The sequence below is a fragment of the Moorena producens 3L genome, assembly GCF_000211815.1.
Taxonomy (GTDB): Bacteria; Cyanobacteriota; Cyanobacteriia; order Cyanobacteriales; family Coleofasciculaceae; genus Moorena; species Moorena producens.
The window spans coordinates 62,734-78,772 of record NZ_GL890823.1 but is presented as its reverse complement, the minus strand read 5'-3'; the positions used below and the strand labels follow the sequence as shown (position 1 = coordinate 78,772).

Here is a 16,039-nt window from a genome sequence, read left to right as displayed (position 1 = left end):
TTTCCCTGTTGACAGATTCGATGTTCCCTGTTTCATTTTTAATCAATAACTGAAAATGCTGTTTAACTAGGATCGAATGCATAAGGAGATAAGGTCTGTGCTGAACTATCCGGTGGGATAATAGTTACAACAAATTTTTCATCTGAGCGTCCTTCCACACGGGCAAACAAAAATGGATCATCAAGCGCTGATACAGGCTCATGTATAATAGACCTTAGATTGCTAACTTGTAGCTTGAATCCATCAGGTAAAGGAGTACCAAGCTGGGTTCCTAAAATTAGCAGCAATGACCATTTTGGGGGAGGAATTGGAGAGTCAATCGGCCAGGTGACGGCACATAGTCGTAAAGCAATTTCACCTAAATCAATGTCCTGATAGGATCGACCTGGTTCGGGAGGAATGTCCATTCCTTGATATCTAAGCTCATTAATCACATTATCGAATTTATCAATTGACCGAAATACCGATGAATTCGCAGTAATGGTTTCAGGGATAAACAATCCTAAACCTTGAGCCAATTCGTCTAATTTACCCTCCAACCATTCCTGGGTATTGATAGCCTTTTGAGTTAGGATAGTAAATACTTCTGTAATCCGAATCGAAAGGGACTTTGTTCTGTGGGAAGTTAGTTGCCACTGATATAACAAATCCAGTAATTCAGGACTTTGGAGTATAGTCAGCCCTTGCTCCCAAGTTAAGGTTTGCCAAAGAGTTTGCTCAGGATATTGTAGGCGATCTAATAATGTTTCTAATGTTTCCAAGTCAGGTTGATTCAGAGATAGCCTAGGGAGTGAATTAGGGGAAGTTACTGGTAGCTCAATGGCAGCGGAATCCAAGAAACGTAAATAAAAGAGTAGGTGATTTGGCTCAGGATCAAACAATGATAGAGGTAAACTATAGTTCCAATCAACTTCAGGATGTAAATTACAAACTTGTCGATAATTAACCAGTTCGTCGTAACGGATAAAGCCTCGAATAATAGCAGTTTCTAGCTCTTCTTGCACTTCAATTACAACATAGAAATGAGCAGCAAATTCTGGTAAATCAATGGCGGCTATCGGTACAGTGACTACTTCATCAATTAAACTCTCACTGGTAAGTAAACAAATCTTAAATTCGCCTACGATAAGATTACATACCGCTTCAATCACATTAGCGTATTTAGGTTGTCGTAAAGAACAACAATTATGAGATATCAGGATATTAGATAACTTTTCCTCTAACCATTGTGTAAAACTAAGTAATCCTAGTCCATTCAGATAGGTTTGCCATTGGCGTGCTTCTGAGATGACTTGATTGCTCATTTGTACTGCTTGCTCAAACTGTTCGGACTCTAACCAAATACATTCTGGTTGCACAAGCCTGAGGTCGGTGGAATTAACAGAATAACTAGTCATGATTTTCCTGGATCGCTTTCTCAAGGTAGCGGCATAGTCGCTGGGTATATAGGCTATTAGTAGAACGGTTTTTCCCTGTCATGATTTCTGCAGCTGCTTCTTGGAAGACTTCAGCATCCACGAAAGCTTCTAGGTGTTCCATTAGGTTTTTAAAATAGTCTGGATCCCTAGACATATTTGCTAGATTAAACTGATGTGCTGCATGGGAGATAATGTGGAAAAGTTTGTCTATTGTCCAAAACCGCACCCGATTGAGCAGATCCTTTGGATTTAGCACCCGGCTCACTTGGGACTGATTGGTCATTCCTAAAATAGAGGCAATCTCGGCTTGAGATTTACCGCGACAGTAGATCAGTTCAAGACCTGATATAACCTTTGATGCAAAACGGGCATAACTTCGACTGCGCTGTAGCTTGGTAATGTGGTCCGTTAGCCCTTGCTCTATCCCCAAATCCAAACAGGCTATGAGTTGCTGACCACAGAATTGCTGTAATTCTTGTCGTGCGATCGCATCTAAAGGGTTGGTAAAATTTCGGTCTGGTAACTCTCGGTTCCGTCCAGTATCCGGATCCGACACCTCTAGGGGTTCCGATGGCGGAAATCCGCTGCGAATCCATATGTCATATTGCCGTAGCAGTCTGGCTAGATGTTTGAGTTCATCCCTCAGCTGTACTAGAGAGTTGACAATTACCGATTTTTCCTGCAAGAGGTGTCTCATTTCTTCAAGTTGAGACTGAGTGGGATCCGGACAACGTCTAGCTTTTTTTGTTGGCTGTTGGCGTCTGTCCCTACGGTACACCCCATGAAAGGCTTCTAGGATATTGCGATCGCGTGGCAAGAGTTGTTCAAATTGTGTCGGTCTAGCTCGATTCAGCAGCGCCCAGTCACTGAGAAAACAAAGTCCCCGCTCCGATAAGAAGTCTTTGAGTTTGGGATTTTGTTTGGTTTGATAGTAGACCCAATCATCTAACCTAGACTTGGATGGGGAATTCAGATTATATTTTCGTAATACTTCAACGGTAAAAAATTGGTAATCGGTTTTTTTGGTTTCCCTATCGCCATTCAGGATAAGTTGAGTTGTACCATCCTGATCTAAGATGATGAGTACTTTACCATCATCATCAAGCACAAATGGCAGCAAATCCCGATAGGTGAAGTGATGACTAGCGCTATATAAACTAGCGAGTTTCTTGCAAGCTTTCAGGATTGGGTAAGAGACATAGCAACGAAGACAAAGTCCTGCTCTAGCACGACTTATGGGTGACCCAGACGCCTCAGGGTGAAACCAGGCGTATAGGGAGGTTTGAATGTCCCGATGCTGCTCCACCGACAAATGCGTTCGCGTTTCTGGAGCATCTAATTCTAGACACTTCTGTTGAAAAAACTCCCATGCCAGCGGTAGTAACAGTTTTTTGTAACCACACCCAACACTAGCAGGATCAAGTCTTAAAATTTCCCAATATCTCGATAGAGGCACCATCCTTACACTTTTGCTTAGCTGTGCCATATTGTCTCATACAGATCCTTAGGTTCGCAGTACCCAAACGGGTAATTTTTTCCAAAAGATGATATGGTAAAATTGCGCTTTTTTTGGCCACAAGATAAAGACAAAGTGTAAGCATTCAGCTGTCAGCTGTCAGCCGTCAGCCATTGGCCTTGGGCTGATACGCGACACGCTGATAGCTGACGCCAAAGTTGAGATCAAGTTCCGTTAATCACTTATCAAATAGTCCCTGGATTTTTGGGTCAGGGTAATCCCTAATGGCTAATCATTATTGCTAGGATTACTAGTCTAATGAGGCACAAAAAAATTTTTTTTTATACTCCCTCGGTGCCCTTGACCCGTAATTAAATTCGCCACGGGTAGCACCGCTCCCGACTCCCTCGGTGCGCTTTCCGTAGGCGAATTAAATTCGCCACGGGTCGCACCGCTCCCGACTCCCGACTCCCTGTTTCCTAAAACCAAGAATAAAAGTACCTCACATGACCGATAAATTACCACCAATTTACTTCTACATTCCTCAGGGTTTCTGGCCGGACACCATGCCCAAAAGTGCCGATGAGAACTGGAAAGGCTTTGGGATTGGTATCTATGCCTGGACTTTACAAACCTATCTACGCCTGAAAGCCGATGGTTTCCCTTGCGAACTAGTAGCAGAATTGCCCAGAGAAGGGATTGTCCTGAGCCACCGCAATTGCTTACGAGCTCACAAAAACCAGCTCAAGCCAGGACCAAAGTTATTGCTGATTTGTATTAAAGCTGAACAAAGACCCTATCCCTATGCTCAACTCCATGTGGTACAAAATCCTCTGGAAACAATGCATTTGCGCAATAGTTACTACCTACCCCACTGGACTCAGCCAGGGTTAATTCAGCGCCATCCAGCACGATGCGATCGCTTTAAAACCATCGCCTTCTTTGGTCATGAATTTAATCTCGCGCTACAGTTAAAGCATCCCTCCTGGCAACAACAACTCCAAGCACTAGGGTTATCTTGGCAACCAGTAATCAATAGCAATCGTTGGCATGACTATAGCAACCTAGACAATCGCTGGCATGACTACAGTCAGATTGATGCTATTGTGGCTGTGCGTAGCTTTGAGGGCAACACAGGCTGCCTCCACCGCAATTACCTGACCAAACCAGCTACCAAACTCTACAATGCTTGGCTAGCGGGGGTTCCTGCTATTCTCGGATGTGAAGCTGCTTATCAAGTAGAACGCTATAGCCCACTAGACTATCTGGAAGTGGCTACCCCTAGCGCGTTAATTTCAGCCCTTAAGCGGTTGAAAGAAGAGCCTAATTTACGTAGCGCTATGGTTAATAATGGTCGAATTCGTGCCAAAGCGATTACCCCTTCAAGTACTACCAAGAAGTGGCGTTATTTCTTAGAAACTATTGCCTTACCTGCCTATTATCGTTGGTGCAATCAATCTCATTGGTCTCAACAGATTACCTTGGGACAGGGTTATATTGGCTTTCAGGGAAATCGAGTTAAAAATAAACTAACAAGAGTTTTATTGGCTAGCAACAATTCCATATAAAAGTCGATGGCAAATGGATTTTGGTACATGGGTTTTATCTCCTTATTATATAACATTTATCAATTTGCTGATGTACTTACACCGCTGGTTTTTAGGGAATAGGGAGTATAGATGCAGCCCTTTTTTAGCAACCAATAGTTTAACCTATCATTGTAAAACGCTATACTTAAACTAGATACTAACCCAATACTACTTATTAACCAGTCCCAACTATGGTTCAAGCAGTATCAAAACTATTAACCTTTGATGAATTCTTAGAACAGTACCCAGAGGATGGAGGAAACTATGAACTTCGGAATGGTAGAATTGTAGCTATGCGTCCCACCGGTTTCCACGAACAAGTAGCAGCTCTCATCGCCAGAAAGATAGATGTTGACATTGAGAGACTTTCACTACCCTACTTTATTCCTCGAACTTGTCTTGTCAAACCCTATCAAGAGGGAGAAGGCTATTTACCAGATATCATTGTATTGGATAAACAAACTGTTGCGGAAGATCCATACTGGAAAAAAGCGATGCAGAGGTGCGACCCGTGGCGAATTTAATTCGCCTACGGAAAGCGCACCTAAGCGGTCTTGGGGGTCCCCCCCATGAGCGACTGCATCAAGACAGGTCAAGTATCTCAATCGGTAAATCAGCTAAGTTAATCGTGGAAGTCGTTAGTACCAACTGGCAAGATGACTATCTAACCAAACTGGCTGAATATGAAAAATTTTGCATTCCAGAATACTGGATTGTTGACTATAAAGCTCTGGGAGGAACCCGATACATTGGGTCTCCTAAAATTCCTACAGTTTGGATATACGAGTTAGCTGATAATGAATATAAAGAAGGCAAAACCTTTACAGGCTGTGAATCTATTGAATCACCAACTTTCCCAGAACTAAAACTAACTGTTGACCAGCTGGTCAAGGCCGGAACATAAATCTTTAGTGGCTCTACCGAAGTAAAATACGACATATTAGGGGATAACAATAATGAAACTATTCTACTACCAATATTCATCGAAACGATTCCCTGGTGGTCTCAATAACTTCGGCGATGACCTAAACCCTTGGCTATGGCAACAGTTAATCCCTAACTTACTAGATGAGGATGAAAGCACCGCCTTTGTTGGAATCGGTACCCTCCTAAATAATTTACTCCCCAAGCGTTTACCCAATGCTAGCCGAATCATCATTTTTAGTAGCGGAGTCGGTTATGAAAAGTTACCAAAACTCCAAGATTCCTGGACAATTTACTGTGTAAGAGGACCCCTCTCCGCCAAAGCCTTAGACATTTCCCCTCAATTAGCCGTTACCGATGGAGCAGTGCTAGTCAGACGACTCTTCCATCCAACCAGTCAAAAAATCCATCAATTTGCCGTTATGCCCCATGCTAAATCTGCCAGATATGGCGGTCAAGCCTGGCATCAAATTTGTGAACAAATCGGCTTTAAGTATATTGACCCTAGTTTGCCTGTCGAGCAAGTATTATCTGCCATCAGCAAAACCAACATCTTACTAACAGAAGCTATGCATGGAGCCATTGTAGCCGATGCCCTACGAATTCCTTGGATTCCCATCTGCACTAATCCAACTATATTGGCATTTAAATGGCAGGATTGGTGCTTATCCGTTGGTTTGAAATACCAACCCCAATATATCATGCCTCTTTGGGATTTATATCCTAGAACAGCACGGGGAATTCGTTCCTCAATCCGTTATGCTCACTTTTGGTTTAATTGGCTCAAACAAGATCAGTTGCGTTCAGTCAAGACACTTTGGGGTGAAAAACAACAATTAATCGCTACTCAACTATTCAGAATCGCTCAAACTACATCTCCCTACTTAAGTAATGACCATCGGATCGAGCAACTTACCACTCAATTGGAAGAAAAATTAGATAAATTGAAATCAAGGATGACTTATCAAGAATGAATTATCAATTTTGGGGTTGCTGAACTAAGGAATGTAATGATATCAAGTAACCTTCTATCAGTGAAAAATTCCCGATTCCCGTTCCCCTCCTGGGAGGGGTTAGGGGTGGGTTCCGATTCCCGATTCCCGTTCCCCTCCTGGGAGGGGTTAGGGGTGGGTTCCGATTCCCGATTCCCGATTATTGCCGATTTTCCACACTCCGATAACGGAGCCATTCAGCGATAAAAGCAACTGCACCTGATACCAGGATTAGCAAAACACTAAGAGCATTTATATCTGGTTTAACACCAGTGCGGATGCGGCTAAAGATTTCCATGGGTAGGGTAGTTGCACCAGTCCCAGCGGTAAAACTAGAAATCAGAAAATCATCCATACTTAGGACAAAAGACAATAAACAACCAGCAATAATCCCTGGCATCAATTCCGGTAGTAAGATTTTTATAAAAGCTTGTAGAGGCGTTGCTCCTAAATCGAGGGCTGCTTCTTCTAGGTGAGGGTCAAGCTGGGTGATACGGGAGGAAACAACAATGGCAATATAAGCCAAACAGAAAACTATATGAGCTGCTATGATAGTCCACAGACTCAGAGGAATAGCCATAACTGCCAAAAAGATGAGAGTTGCCACTGCGATCGCAATATCTGGGATAATCAGGGGTAAGTAGGATATCCCTCGATACAAGCGTTTCCCTGGAAAGTGGTAACGGGCTAAACCGACTGCCATCATGGTACCCAATACCGCAGAAATCCCTACTGCCACTAGCGCTACCGTGAGACTATTGAATAGTGCGGTCTTTACACTCTCGTCCTCCCATAGTTTTAGGTACCACTTAAACGTGAATCCCTGCCACTGGGCGCTGTATTTAGAGTCATTGAAGCTATAAAACGTCAGTACCAGCAGGGGTAGGTACATATAAAAGAACATCACCAGGGAGAAAATACCTTGCCAAGAAACCCGGAGTTTTGGTTGAGAGTTTACCATGTCTAGGGTAAGCTCCTCCTGCTGATGGTATAGTTGTTCATTAGTCATTAGTTATTCGTCAATTGTTATTCGTCAATTGTTATTCGTCAATTGTTATTCGTCAATTGTTACTTGTTACTTGTTACTTGTTACTTGTTAATTAATTTTAAGTTTATAGTTAAAATTTTCCATTTTTATGAATGCAAACATTTTCTTTTGATAGGGATCCCTGTAGGAATTGTGAGAATTGTTGATCCGAATTTCTCTACTCCCTACTCCCTACTCCCTACTCCCTACTCCCTACTCCCTACTCCCTACTCCCTACTCCCTACTCCCTACTCCCTACTCCCTACTCCCTTTACTATAGTGCTAGGGCTGTGCTTTTGGATCACCATACTTAATCAAAAGTGCGATCGCTATACTCACCACCAAAATTAACATCATACTCAAAGCTGACCCAAATCCCCAGTTTTGAGTAGCTCCTAAAAACTGGTTATAAATCAATCTTGCTCCAGTCATACTCGATGCTCCCCCTAGCAATTCCGGATTAACAAAATCCCCTAATCCAGAGATAAATACCAGCAAAGAACCTGCAGCAATTCCTGGTAGAGTTTGGGGTACGGTTACCTTCCAAAACGTTTGATAGGGATTTGCCCCTAAATCTGCCGCCGCTTCTAACAAACGTTTGTCTAATTTTTCTATAGACGCATAGAGAATCAACACCATATATGGCAGAAAGCTGTAAGCCATGGCAATCAATACAGCAGCACTACGATTGAGCAAATCCAACCCTGGTAGTCCAAGACTAGTCAGGACTGTATTGAGAACCCCAGTCGGTCGCAGAATGGTAATCCAGGCATAAGAACGCAGTAGAGAAGATGTCCACAACGGTAAGATAAAACCAAGCAGCAGTAAATTTTGCCACCGCTTGGGTGCTAGCTGAGCAATCCAATAAGCCACAGGAAATCCTAGCAGAAGACAAATCACAGTGGTTCCCATGGCCAAAAAAAGCGATCGCCCTATCACTTGCAAGATTACTGGATCAAATACCCGCAAATAATTATCAATACCAGAGGGATTGACCACATCTCCTGGTCTAATGTTGGGTACCAAACTTAGTTCAAAAATGACTAGGGTTGGCAGCACCAACAACAAAGCTAACCATATACCTGCTGGACTGAGCAATCCTAGGGGTTCTAACCACTGCCATCGTAAGTGTCTCTTATCTTGCATAACTGGGGACTCAGCAATGTTATCAGTAACGCTTTCAGTGTTATTTATCATTAGTTATTAGTCATTAGTTATTAGTCATTATTCCAAGATATATACCATTTTTTAATAAAAATGGTATATTTGATATATAAATTGAAAACTATTCAAAATGTGCTTGATTCTTTAGGATTTTATCACTCTAATTCTTGGAATGTTATTTGTTATCTCTAGCAATTATCAATAGCGTTACGCTCTTTTTTAGAGGTATTTTGAATGGTATGTTTATTTCTGCCGTTCCGTACTAGTTTCCTAAACTTTAGGGTGTTAAAAAGGGCTAATTCCTAACTCCTAACCACTGGTCAACTTAGTCCAGTAGCGGTCATAAAGTTCGCTAACTTCGTCAACAGGTGCAAGACCTTCACAACGTTCTAACGCTGATGATTCTGGAAACAAACTTTGATCCTCTTGGATTTCACGGGACAATAGCTTAAAGGCTTTTTGGTTTGGTGTGGCGAAGCTCAAGCGTTCACAAATTTGAGCAGCAACATCTGCTTCTAACATAAAGTTAATCCAAGCGTAGGCACCCTCAAGATTGGGAGCTGTTTTAGGAATTGCCAAGGTATCGGTCCACAAGGAAGAACCGCTTTTCGGTAGCACATACTGCAAATCTGGGTTTTCTGCCATGATTTCAGCAGCATCCGAGGAGTAACACATCGCAATCCATAAATCCCCACTCAGAATTTGCGATCGCCAAGCATCAGAAGAAAATGAAGCAATACTTGGTTTTAAGTCCACCAACGTTTCATAGGCTTTTTTAATCTCCTGGGGATTGGTAGAGTTGTACGAGTAACCCAACATTTTCAAAGTGGCACCCATCACTTCTCGCACATCGTTGAGCAAAGTCATCCGTCTCGATAATTTGTCTTTATCTTGCCAAAGATAGCTCCAATCCTCCGGTACTTTAGATAGTTTTTTGGAGTTGTAAATCAAACCCGTTGTTCCCCAGCTCAGAGGAATACTGTGCAAATTGTTGGGGTCATATATAGGATTGAGGAACTTAGAAAAAAGTCGATTCATTCCGATGATGCGTTCAAAGTCCAGTTTGAGCAACAGATCCAACTCAACCATCTTCCGCACCATGTAGTCAGACGGGTAGATAATGCTATAGGCTCCGCCCCCAGAAGCCTGAAGTCGAGCAAGCATAGCTTCGTTGGAATCAAAGACATCGACTAAAGCTTTGATTCCAGTTATTTCGGTAAAGCGGTCTAGTAGCTCATCATCGGTATAGTTAGTCCAAGTGTAGATAAATAGTTTATTTCTGTCACCTGGTGAAGGAGGTGTTGGTTTCACCTTAGCTAGAGTCCAGCCACATCCAGACAGGGTTAGACCTGATAGGGTAGCGACAGTGGCTAGCTGTAAAAAGTTGCGCCTTGTAGGGCGTTTTAGGAATGATTGTCGATCCTTAGAAAGCACGATTGAAAAGGTTTAAGGTTGAGGTTTGTTGTTGCCCAGGCGTCCGAAGTAGGGTAGGTTTAATAAAGTTATTCAAAACCGATTACCGATTACCCATTACCCCAAAATGGATAGGATAATTAATCCACCAAAATTGATTTAGTAAACAACTAAAAATATCTGGCTTTCCTGAGCACTATTTTGCCAGCAAACTAGGCTCAAAAACTACCGAAATCTTTAAATTATTCCGCCAACACGCGACAATCCGTGGGTGCCCAACGAGCATAAATTGTCGTGTTAGGGTCTGGTAACTTGTTATTGGTGTTGGCAAGTATGACTCTGAGACAGTCGCCACTGAGTAACTCCACCACACATTGAATATGAGTACCCAGGTACATCGCGTGTTTGAGACGTCCTTCAAAGCAATTCATAGTAGTAGTAGTTGTTGTTACTGTTGGCGGGGAAAGACTCAGGCGAATTTTCTCTGGTCGTACACCTACTACAATATCCTGAGGATTAGAATTATCCAGGACTTCTCTAACGGATGGAGACTCAACCACAATCTTGATACCAGTCTTGGTGGTAATTTCGAGTGAGTCGGCATCGGACCGTTGCAGACGACCTTTAAATAAATTGGTATCACCGATAAAGTCCGCCACAAAGGTTGTCCGAGGATTTTCATAGATTTCTCTGGGGGAACCAACTTGCTCAATTTTACCTGCACGCATCACAGCGATACGGTCAGAAAGACTCATGGCTTCGTCTTGGTCGTGGGTCACCATCACAAAGGTTAACCCCAGGTCTTGATGGAGATTTGAAAGTTCCACCTGCATCTGTTTGCGTAGCTTGAAATCTAGGGCTCCCAAGGGTTCATCCAACAACAGTACCGCTGGTCGATTAACTAACGCTCGGGCCAATGCCACTCGTTGCTGTTGACCCCCAGACAGTTGAGGGGGATACCGATTCGCCAATCCCTCTAGTTTCACTTGTTTGAGGGCTGCTTTGACTCGTTCCTCAACCTCCAATGAGGGTAGCTTTTTTAGCCGTAGACCGAAGGCAATATTTTCGGATACACTCAGGTGATTGAATAGAGCATAACTTTGAAAGACCGTATTGACAGGTCGGCGGTGTGGTGGAATATGATTCATCGAGCGTCCCTGAATCATTACTTCCCCAGCTGAAGGCATCTCAAATCCTGCTACTAAACGCAAGGTTGTAGTTTTGCCACAGCCAGACGGACCAAGAATGCTAAAAAATTCTCCTTGACGGATACTTAAGTCAACACCACGGACAACGGTCTCGGTGTCGAACACTTTAAAAACCTTGCGGAGTTCAACATCAAGTTTAGCTGTAGTCGTAGCAGTCGGACGTGGTTCTTTAACAGTCGTTTGAAACATGGTGGTTATTTCAGCAGTAGTGATGCCCCCAGAGTCATGCCTCGTCTGTCTGCATCTGTGCAACACGGTTTCTCTCCTTGGGTTTATTTTATCCTCGAACCTAAAAATACTCCTGCAGTAGCTAAACAGATCTGCACTGATCCAGTAGCTGAGGTGCGGAAGTAAATTGCTGGGTATTAGGCTTGACTAGGAGATATTAGGCTAATGGTAAGAGCTATTGAACAGGGGCAAATCAGAGCCTCCTTAATCAAGGATTTGGGGCGGCTGTAGGCTAACCGGTGTGGGCAATTAATCGGGCATGTTCCAATTTTGCTCACTACACCCGGTCACCGTAAACCCCATATCCAGTTTTAACCGACAAGCTTGGGGCGTGAGTCCTGTTGTTTTGTTGTCAATTGTCAATCCTTAATTCTTAATTGAAAAGGGGGACGTATTGGGAATCCAAGCCAATAGGTTACTGCATTGATCAGGTGACTATTCGCCTTAATTGCCCAATCCCGTGTTCTCCAAGTCCGATTCCCCATTCTCAGACCTCTCACGATGACATTAATTCAGCCTTCCTTATCTCCATTTGCAGTATATCGATCTAATTCCCGCACTGTCGGACGCAAATACCAATCCGTAGTGATTATGGTACTGATGAGCCTATTCTTGCTGGGGGGAATTGGTTCCCGTTTAGCTTATTTACAGCTAGTTCAAGGGGAACGCAACCAAAAGCTGGCAGAAAATAATCGGATTCGTCTGATTCCCAAGCCCCCTATACGGGGCAATATTTTTGACCGTAAGGGAAGAGTATTAGCTAGCTATCGGTTGTCTCACTCGGTATTTGTATGGCCGATGGTTCTTAGGCAGGAGCAATGGCCCCAAACTCGCAAACGCCTGTCCCAAATTTTGAAGATACCAGACGCTGAGATTCAAAAGCGTCTGGAACAAGCGGGCTATAACTCTCCTTACCTACTTCGGATTGCCCGTGGTGTTACTCCCGCTCAAGTTACTGCCTTGGCTGAGTACAGCAATGAATTACAGGGGATAGAGGTGGATATTGATGCAGTGCGGTACTATCCCCATGGGAAGCTATCGGCTCATGTTCTAGGTTATACTGGAGAGTTAGACTATGAAGAGCTGCAACGGCGTAAAGCGGACGGCTACCGCCTCGGTGATGTGGTTGGCAAAATGGGGGTGGAGAAGTCCTATGAGCATCTGCTACGGGGAGAATGGGGCGGTCAGCAAGTAGAAGTTGATGGTGCTGGACGAGTCGTCAGGGTTCTGGGTCAGAAACAGGCAAAACCGGGTAAACCTATCCATATAAGCATCGATCTAGACGTGCAGAAGGCAGCCGAGGCAGCATTAGGCGATCGCAAAGGGGCAGTCGTGGCTATAGACCCCAACACCGGTGCTGTCCTCGCAATGGTTTCTCGTCCAACCTTTGACCCGAATATTTTCTCGACTCGCATCACCTCAGAAACCTGGCGAAAGCTACAAGGCAGAGGGAATCCGTTTATCAACCGGGCAATGCGAGGGTTTCCTCCAGCCAGTACATTTAAGGTAGTCACGGCTTCGGCGGGTATGGAATCTGGTCGGTATTCTCCCAGAACTGTTTTACAGACTTATCCTTACCTTTATGTGGGTGGTCATGCCTTTGGGGAGTGGAACCGAGCCGGATTTGGTCCAATGGGATTTGTGGGTGCTATGGCTTGGAGCAGTAACACCTTCTTTGGTCAAATCGGTCGAGGGGTTGGGGGGAAAACCCTGATTGAATGGGCTCGTAGATATGGCTTTGGTGAAAAAACTGGTATTGAGTTATCTGGGGAATCCCGTGGTTTGATAGTGGATGATGCCTGGAAGCGGAAAAACTACAATTGGGGATGGACCGTGGGAGATACCATCAATATGTCTATTGGTCAAGGGTTTACCCTAGGAACACCCTTACAATCCTCAGTGATGTTTTCTGTAGTTGCCAATGGCGGCTATCGGGTTAAACCTCACTTGCTCAAGAACAATCAGGATGCCATCAAAGGGCGAGTGTCGATTAATATGAAGCCATCAACGATTCAAACCCTGCGCCGAGGATTGCGAGCTGTGGTTACTGGGGGAACAGGAGCGGCATTGAGGGTGCCAGAGTTACCTCCTGCCGCTGGTAAGAGTGGAACAGCAGAGGCTCCTCCTGGCAAAGCTCATGCTTGGTTTGGTGGTTTTGCACCCTATGATAAACCCGAGATTGCGGTTGTTGCTTTTGTGGAACATTCCGGCGGCGGTGGAGGTTCAGTGGCAGGACCGATTGTGCGCCAGGTGATGGAGGCTTATTTCAAGCATAATTAGTGATTGAAACTCTGGTTAGTCACTTTTGAATCAGGACTAACCACCATTTTTGAATTCAAAATGAATAGCTTGATAATTTTGAATTGTTGACACCGGATACAAGCCCCTATTTTTGAATTGGAGCGAAGCGATGTTTCAAACCCCCGAATTAATTCCTGGGGTATTTTTGAATTTTGAATTTATAATTTTGAATTGGAGCGAAGCGACTTGACTCAAGGTGTTGACATTATCTGAATTCCCTGAGTCGATAACTTGGTCACCCAAAATTCCAAATCTGGGTCAGTAATATCAATGCTTACTTTCTGTTGAATTTCCTGGGCTTGCTCCTGGGACTCGCACAGGGCAAATACCGTCGGACCGGAACCAGACATCATGGTTCCTATGGCACCGCTATTCTCAAAGGCTTTCCGTAGTTCCAAGACTTGGGGGTGATTGGGTAACACCACTTTCTCTAAATCATTGCGCAATAGTTTTCCGATCTTTCCCCCATCCTTATTGAGGATTTCCTTAACCATCGGACCACTATGAAAACGATTAGCACGGGATTCTAAGTCCTCAAGCTCCCGGATATAGGTTTCCCCAAACTGAGCCCGATAAGTCTGATAAGCCCAAGCAGTAGAAACCATCAGACTGCGGTATTTCCCCAAGACGACATATAGAGAATCCAGTCCCGGTAGGGCAGACAGCCGTTCACCTCTGCCCAGAGCTAGAGCAGTGCCACCAGCAAGGCAAAACGGCACATCCGATCCAAGCTGTGCTGCCAATTGTTCTAATTCCGGGTGGGTTAATCCCAATTGCCACAACATATCGATTCCTACTAACACAGCCGCTGCATCCGTGGAGCCACCAGCTAGTCCAGCGGCTACAGGAATTCGCTTGTGGATAGTAATTTCTACACCGCCCAAGTTAGCAAAATACTCAGGAAACTCCTCCCACATCAAGGCAGCTGCTTTATAAGCGAGGTTGCTTTCATCCGTTGGCACTTCGGGATGATGACAGTGGACTTTAATCTCCTGTGTACCAATGGCACGGATATCGATTTGATCAGCTAATTCGATGCTTTGGAGAATCATTGCGAGTTCGTGATAACCATCACCCGCATCACCGATGATTTCCAAATACAGATTGATTTTAGCTGGGGCATTTAGGGAATAAGAATGCATTCTTTATGGTGATCTGATTAGCTAGGGCTATCCATTGAGCAACACTAAGGTCTTCGGCTCGGGCTTGAGGGCTTATTTCTAATTGTTCCAGCAATTGGGTGATGCGATCGCGTTCAATTACAGATTTTAAATTATTGCGCAACATTTTACGTTTGCTGCCAAAGCCCAGTTTCAATAGTGTCTCTAAGCATCTGGGGTCAGAAGCTGGTGGTTCGGCTAGGCTCGGATGTAACCGCACGACAGCGGAATCGACCTTGGGGGGAGGAGAGAAGGCCGACCCAGGTACATCGCAAATCAATTCACATTCGGCGAGATACTGCACCCGCACTGATAATGCCCCGAATTGTCTAGAACTGGGTTTGGCATATAACCGCTGAGCTACTTCTTTTTGCACTAGCAGCACGATTAAATCAAACCCTGGCACAGCTGGCTGAGTAATGGTACCTAGTAACTTTTCCAGAATCGGACCGGTAATATTATAGGGGATATTGGCAACCACTTTATTAGGTTTTTGGAAATTGGAAAAGTTAGCTAACAAGGTATCTAAGTCTAGGGATAGAAAGTCCCCTTGCAGCAGTAAAAAATTATCTATTTTACCGAGTTTTTTAACTAATAATCGGCACAAGTCTCGATCAATTTCTACGGCCACTACAGACTGAACAAAAGGCAGTAAGCGCTGGGTAAGAATGCCAGTACCCGGACCAATTTCTAGAATGCGATCGCTTTTTTGTAAATTAGCAGCTGTCACGATTTGGTTCAGTGCCTCCTCGCTACGCAGCCAATGTTGAGCAAATTTTTTACGAGCTTTTAAGGTCATTGCCCAATTTTATAGCATTTCTCAATTCAGTACCCAATTGTTAAGCATATGCCCTACGCGCAGGCTACGCCAACAGCTATCAGCTCTCAGCTCTCAGCTTATGGGCTATGGGCAAGCTTATTGAGTAGGAAACCGTTAATAATAAAAGAGGTAAGCATTGGAATAATGCTGAGTTACGTCTTTAGAATAAAAGAGGTAAGCATTGGAATAATGCTGAGTTACGGAAAGCACCTCAATTAGCTTTGCCAACGGCCAACGGCTGACTGCTGACTGCTGACTGCTTACATCACGTCTAATCAGGTTTATCCCATAAATGTTAGTGTTTAATTAACCAGTAACAAGTAAGCAAGTTCCTTGAAT

General features: G+C 44.0%; 15 protein-coding genes. 7 read left to right on the top strand and 8 right to left on the bottom strand.

All coding sequences use genetic code 11. The annotated features are described in order from the left end of the window. Nucleotides 1-62 precede the first annotated feature (62 nt). Nucleotides 63-1,397, bottom strand: a complete 1,335-nt coding sequence (locus tag LYNGBM3L_RS02090) for a DUF1822 family protein (protein ID WP_008178479.1) — start codon at nucleotides 1,395-1,397, stop codon at nucleotides 63-65. After that, nucleotides 1,390-2,904: a hypothetical protein gene (locus LYNGBM3L_RS02085; protein ID WP_202799137.1), complete on the bottom strand. Its 1,515-nt coding sequence runs from the start codon at nucleotides 2,902-2,904 to the stop codon at nucleotides 1,390-1,392. Before LYNGBM3L_RS02085 ends, LYNGBM3L_RS02090 begins: the two co-directional genes overlap by 8 nt. A 476-nt stretch (nucleotides 2,905-3,380) precedes the next feature. On the opposite strand from LYNGBM3L_RS02085, the gene LYNGBM3L_RS02080 reads away from it, so the two are divergent. From LYNGBM3L_RS02080 to LYNGBM3L_RS39450, 5 genes are all read left to right on the top strand, one after another. Further along, entirely contained in the window at nucleotides 3,381-4,442 is a 1,062-nt protein-coding gene (locus tag LYNGBM3L_RS02080; RefSeq protein ID WP_008178477.1) for a hypothetical protein, read from the top strand. A 212-nt stretch (nucleotides 4,443-4,654) separates the two neighbouring features. Continuing rightward, complete coding sequence (locus tag LYNGBM3L_RS49285) at nucleotides 4,655-4,987, top strand: Uma2 family endonuclease (protein ID WP_008178476.1); 333 nt, start codon at nucleotides 4,655-4,657, stop codon at nucleotides 4,985-4,987. Then, nucleotides 4,975-5,367, top strand: a complete 393-nt coding sequence (locus tag LYNGBM3L_RS49280) for a Uma2 family endonuclease (protein WP_008178474.1) — start codon at nucleotides 4,975-4,977, stop codon at nucleotides 5,365-5,367. Before LYNGBM3L_RS49285 ends, LYNGBM3L_RS49280 begins: the two co-directional genes overlap by 13 nt. Before the next feature lie 52 nt (nucleotides 5,368-5,419). Then, complete coding sequence (locus tag LYNGBM3L_RS02070; RefSeq protein WP_008178472.1) at nucleotides 5,420-6,361, top strand: polysaccharide pyruvyl transferase family protein; 942 nt, start codon at nucleotides 5,420-5,422, stop codon at nucleotides 6,359-6,361. Nucleotides 6,362-6,397: 36 nt separating this feature from the next. Next, nucleotides 6,398-6,586: a hypothetical protein gene (locus LYNGBM3L_RS39450; RefSeq protein WP_131826969.1), complete on the top strand. Its 189-nt coding sequence runs from the start codon at nucleotides 6,398-6,400 to the stop codon at nucleotides 6,584-6,586. Here LYNGBM3L_RS39450 and LYNGBM3L_RS02065 read toward each other — a convergent pair. From LYNGBM3L_RS02065 to LYNGBM3L_RS02050, 4 genes are all read right to left on the bottom strand, one after another. Further along, on the bottom strand, nucleotides 6,540-7,388 hold the full coding sequence (locus LYNGBM3L_RS02065) for an ABC transporter permease (protein ID WP_008178470.1): 849 nt from the start codon (nucleotides 7,386-7,388) through the stop codon (nucleotides 6,540-6,542). The two genes, LYNGBM3L_RS39450 and LYNGBM3L_RS02065, sit on opposite strands and share 47 nt — an antisense overlap. A gap of 300 nt (nucleotides 7,389-7,688) precedes the next feature. Beyond that, entirely contained in the window at nucleotides 7,689-8,552 is an 864-nt protein-coding gene (locus LYNGBM3L_RS02060; protein ID WP_044492088.1) for an ABC transporter permease, read from the bottom strand. 327 nt (nucleotides 8,553-8,879) lie between these two features. Further along, nucleotides 8,880-10,004 carry an ABC transporter substrate-binding protein gene (locus LYNGBM3L_RS02055; RefSeq protein ID WP_008178466.1) on the bottom strand — a complete coding sequence of 375 codons (1,125 nt, stop codon included), beginning with the start codon at nucleotides 10,002-10,004 and terminating at the stop codon, nucleotides 8,880-8,882. A gap of 221 nt (nucleotides 10,005-10,225) precedes the next feature. Continuing rightward, nucleotides 10,226-11,380: an ABC transporter ATP-binding protein gene (locus tag LYNGBM3L_RS02050; protein WP_008178464.1), complete on the bottom strand. Its 1,155-nt coding sequence runs from the start codon at nucleotides 11,378-11,380 to the stop codon at nucleotides 10,226-10,228. Nucleotides 11,381-11,416: 36 nt separating this feature from the next. Here LYNGBM3L_RS02050 and LYNGBM3L_RS48280 point away from each other — a divergent pair, with 36 nt between their 5' ends. Both LYNGBM3L_RS48280 and mrdA read left to right on the top strand, forming a co-directional pair. Next, nucleotides 11,417-11,545 carry a hypothetical protein gene (locus LYNGBM3L_RS48280; RefSeq protein WP_267871969.1) on the top strand — a complete coding sequence of 43 codons (129 nt, stop codon included), beginning with the start codon at nucleotides 11,417-11,419 and terminating at the stop codon, nucleotides 11,543-11,545. Between the two features lie 375 nt (nucleotides 11,546-11,920). Next, nucleotides 11,921-13,699 carry a penicillin-binding protein 2 gene (mrdA, locus tag LYNGBM3L_RS02045; RefSeq protein ID WP_008178460.1) on the top strand — a complete coding sequence of 593 codons (1,779 nt, stop codon included), beginning with the start codon at nucleotides 11,921-11,923 and terminating at the stop codon, nucleotides 13,697-13,699. 212 nt (nucleotides 13,700-13,911) lie between these two features. On the opposite strand, the gene ispE is transcribed toward mrdA, so the two are convergent. Both ispE and rsmA read right to left on the bottom strand, forming a co-directional pair. After that, nucleotides 13,912-14,862: a 4-(cytidine 5'-diphospho)-2-C-methyl-D-erythritol kinase gene (gene ispE, locus LYNGBM3L_RS02040; protein ID WP_008178458.1), complete on the bottom strand. Its 951-nt coding sequence runs from the start codon at nucleotides 14,860-14,862 to the stop codon at nucleotides 13,912-13,914. Next, nucleotides 14,831-15,679: a 16S rRNA (adenine(1518)-N(6)/adenine(1519)-N(6))-dimethyltransferase RsmA gene (rsmA, locus tag LYNGBM3L_RS02035; protein ID WP_008178456.1), complete on the bottom strand. Its 849-nt coding sequence runs from the start codon at nucleotides 15,677-15,679 to the stop codon at nucleotides 14,831-14,833. Before rsmA ends, ispE begins: the two co-directional genes overlap by 32 nt. Between the last annotated feature and the right edge of the window lie 360 nt (nucleotides 15,680-16,039).

What these genes read in the sequence shown, in the direction of transcription:
- LYNGBM3L_RS02090 (WP_008178479.1), bottom strand. Translation starts at nt 1,397, where the DNA reads ATGACTAGTTATTCTGTTAATTCCACCGACCTCAGGCTTGTGCAACCA.
- LYNGBM3L_RS02085 (WP_202799137.1), bottom strand. Translation starts at nt 2,904, where the DNA reads ATGGCACAGCTAAGCAAAAGTGTAAGGATGGTGCCTCTATCGAGATAT.
- LYNGBM3L_RS02080 (WP_008178477.1), top strand. Translation starts at nt 3,381, where the DNA reads ATGACCGATAAATTACCACCAATTTACTTCTACATTCCTCAGGGTTTC.
- LYNGBM3L_RS49285 (WP_008178476.1), top strand. Translation starts at nt 4,655, where the DNA reads ATGGTTCAAGCAGTATCAAAACTATTAACCTTTGATGAATTCTTAGAA.
- LYNGBM3L_RS02070 (WP_008178472.1), top strand. Translation starts at nt 5,420, where the DNA reads ATGAAACTATTCTACTACCAATATTCATCGAAACGATTCCCTGGTGGT.
- LYNGBM3L_RS39450 (WP_131826969.1), top strand. Translation starts at nt 6,398, where the DNA reads ATGATATCAAGTAACCTTCTATCAGTGAAAAATTCCCGATTCCCGTTC.
- LYNGBM3L_RS02065 (WP_008178470.1), bottom strand. Translation starts at nt 7,388, where the DNA reads ATGACTAATGAACAACTATACCATCAGCAGGAGGAGCTTACCCTAGAC.
- LYNGBM3L_RS02060 (WP_044492088.1), bottom strand. Translation starts at nt 8,552, where the DNA reads ATGCAAGATAAGAGACACTTACGATGGCAGTGGTTAGAACCCCTAGGA.
- LYNGBM3L_RS02050 (WP_008178464.1), bottom strand. Translation starts at nt 11,380, where the DNA reads ATGTTTCAAACGACTGTTAAAGAACCACGTCCGACTGCTACGACTACA.
- LYNGBM3L_RS48280 (WP_267871969.1), top strand. Translation starts at nt 11,417, where the DNA reads ATGCCTCGTCTGTCTGCATCTGTGCAACACGGTTTCTCTCCTTGGGTT.
- mrdA (WP_008178460.1), top strand. Translation starts at nt 11,921, where the DNA reads ATGACATTAATTCAGCCTTCCTTATCTCCATTTGCAGTATATCGATCT.
- ispE (WP_008178458.1), bottom strand. Translation starts at nt 14,862, where the DNA reads ATGCATTCTTATTCCCTAAATGCCCCAGCTAAAATCAATCTGTATTTG.
- rsmA (WP_008178456.1), bottom strand. Translation starts at nt 15,679, where the DNA reads ATGACCTTAAAAGCTCGTAAAAAATTTGCTCAACATTGGCTGCGTAGC.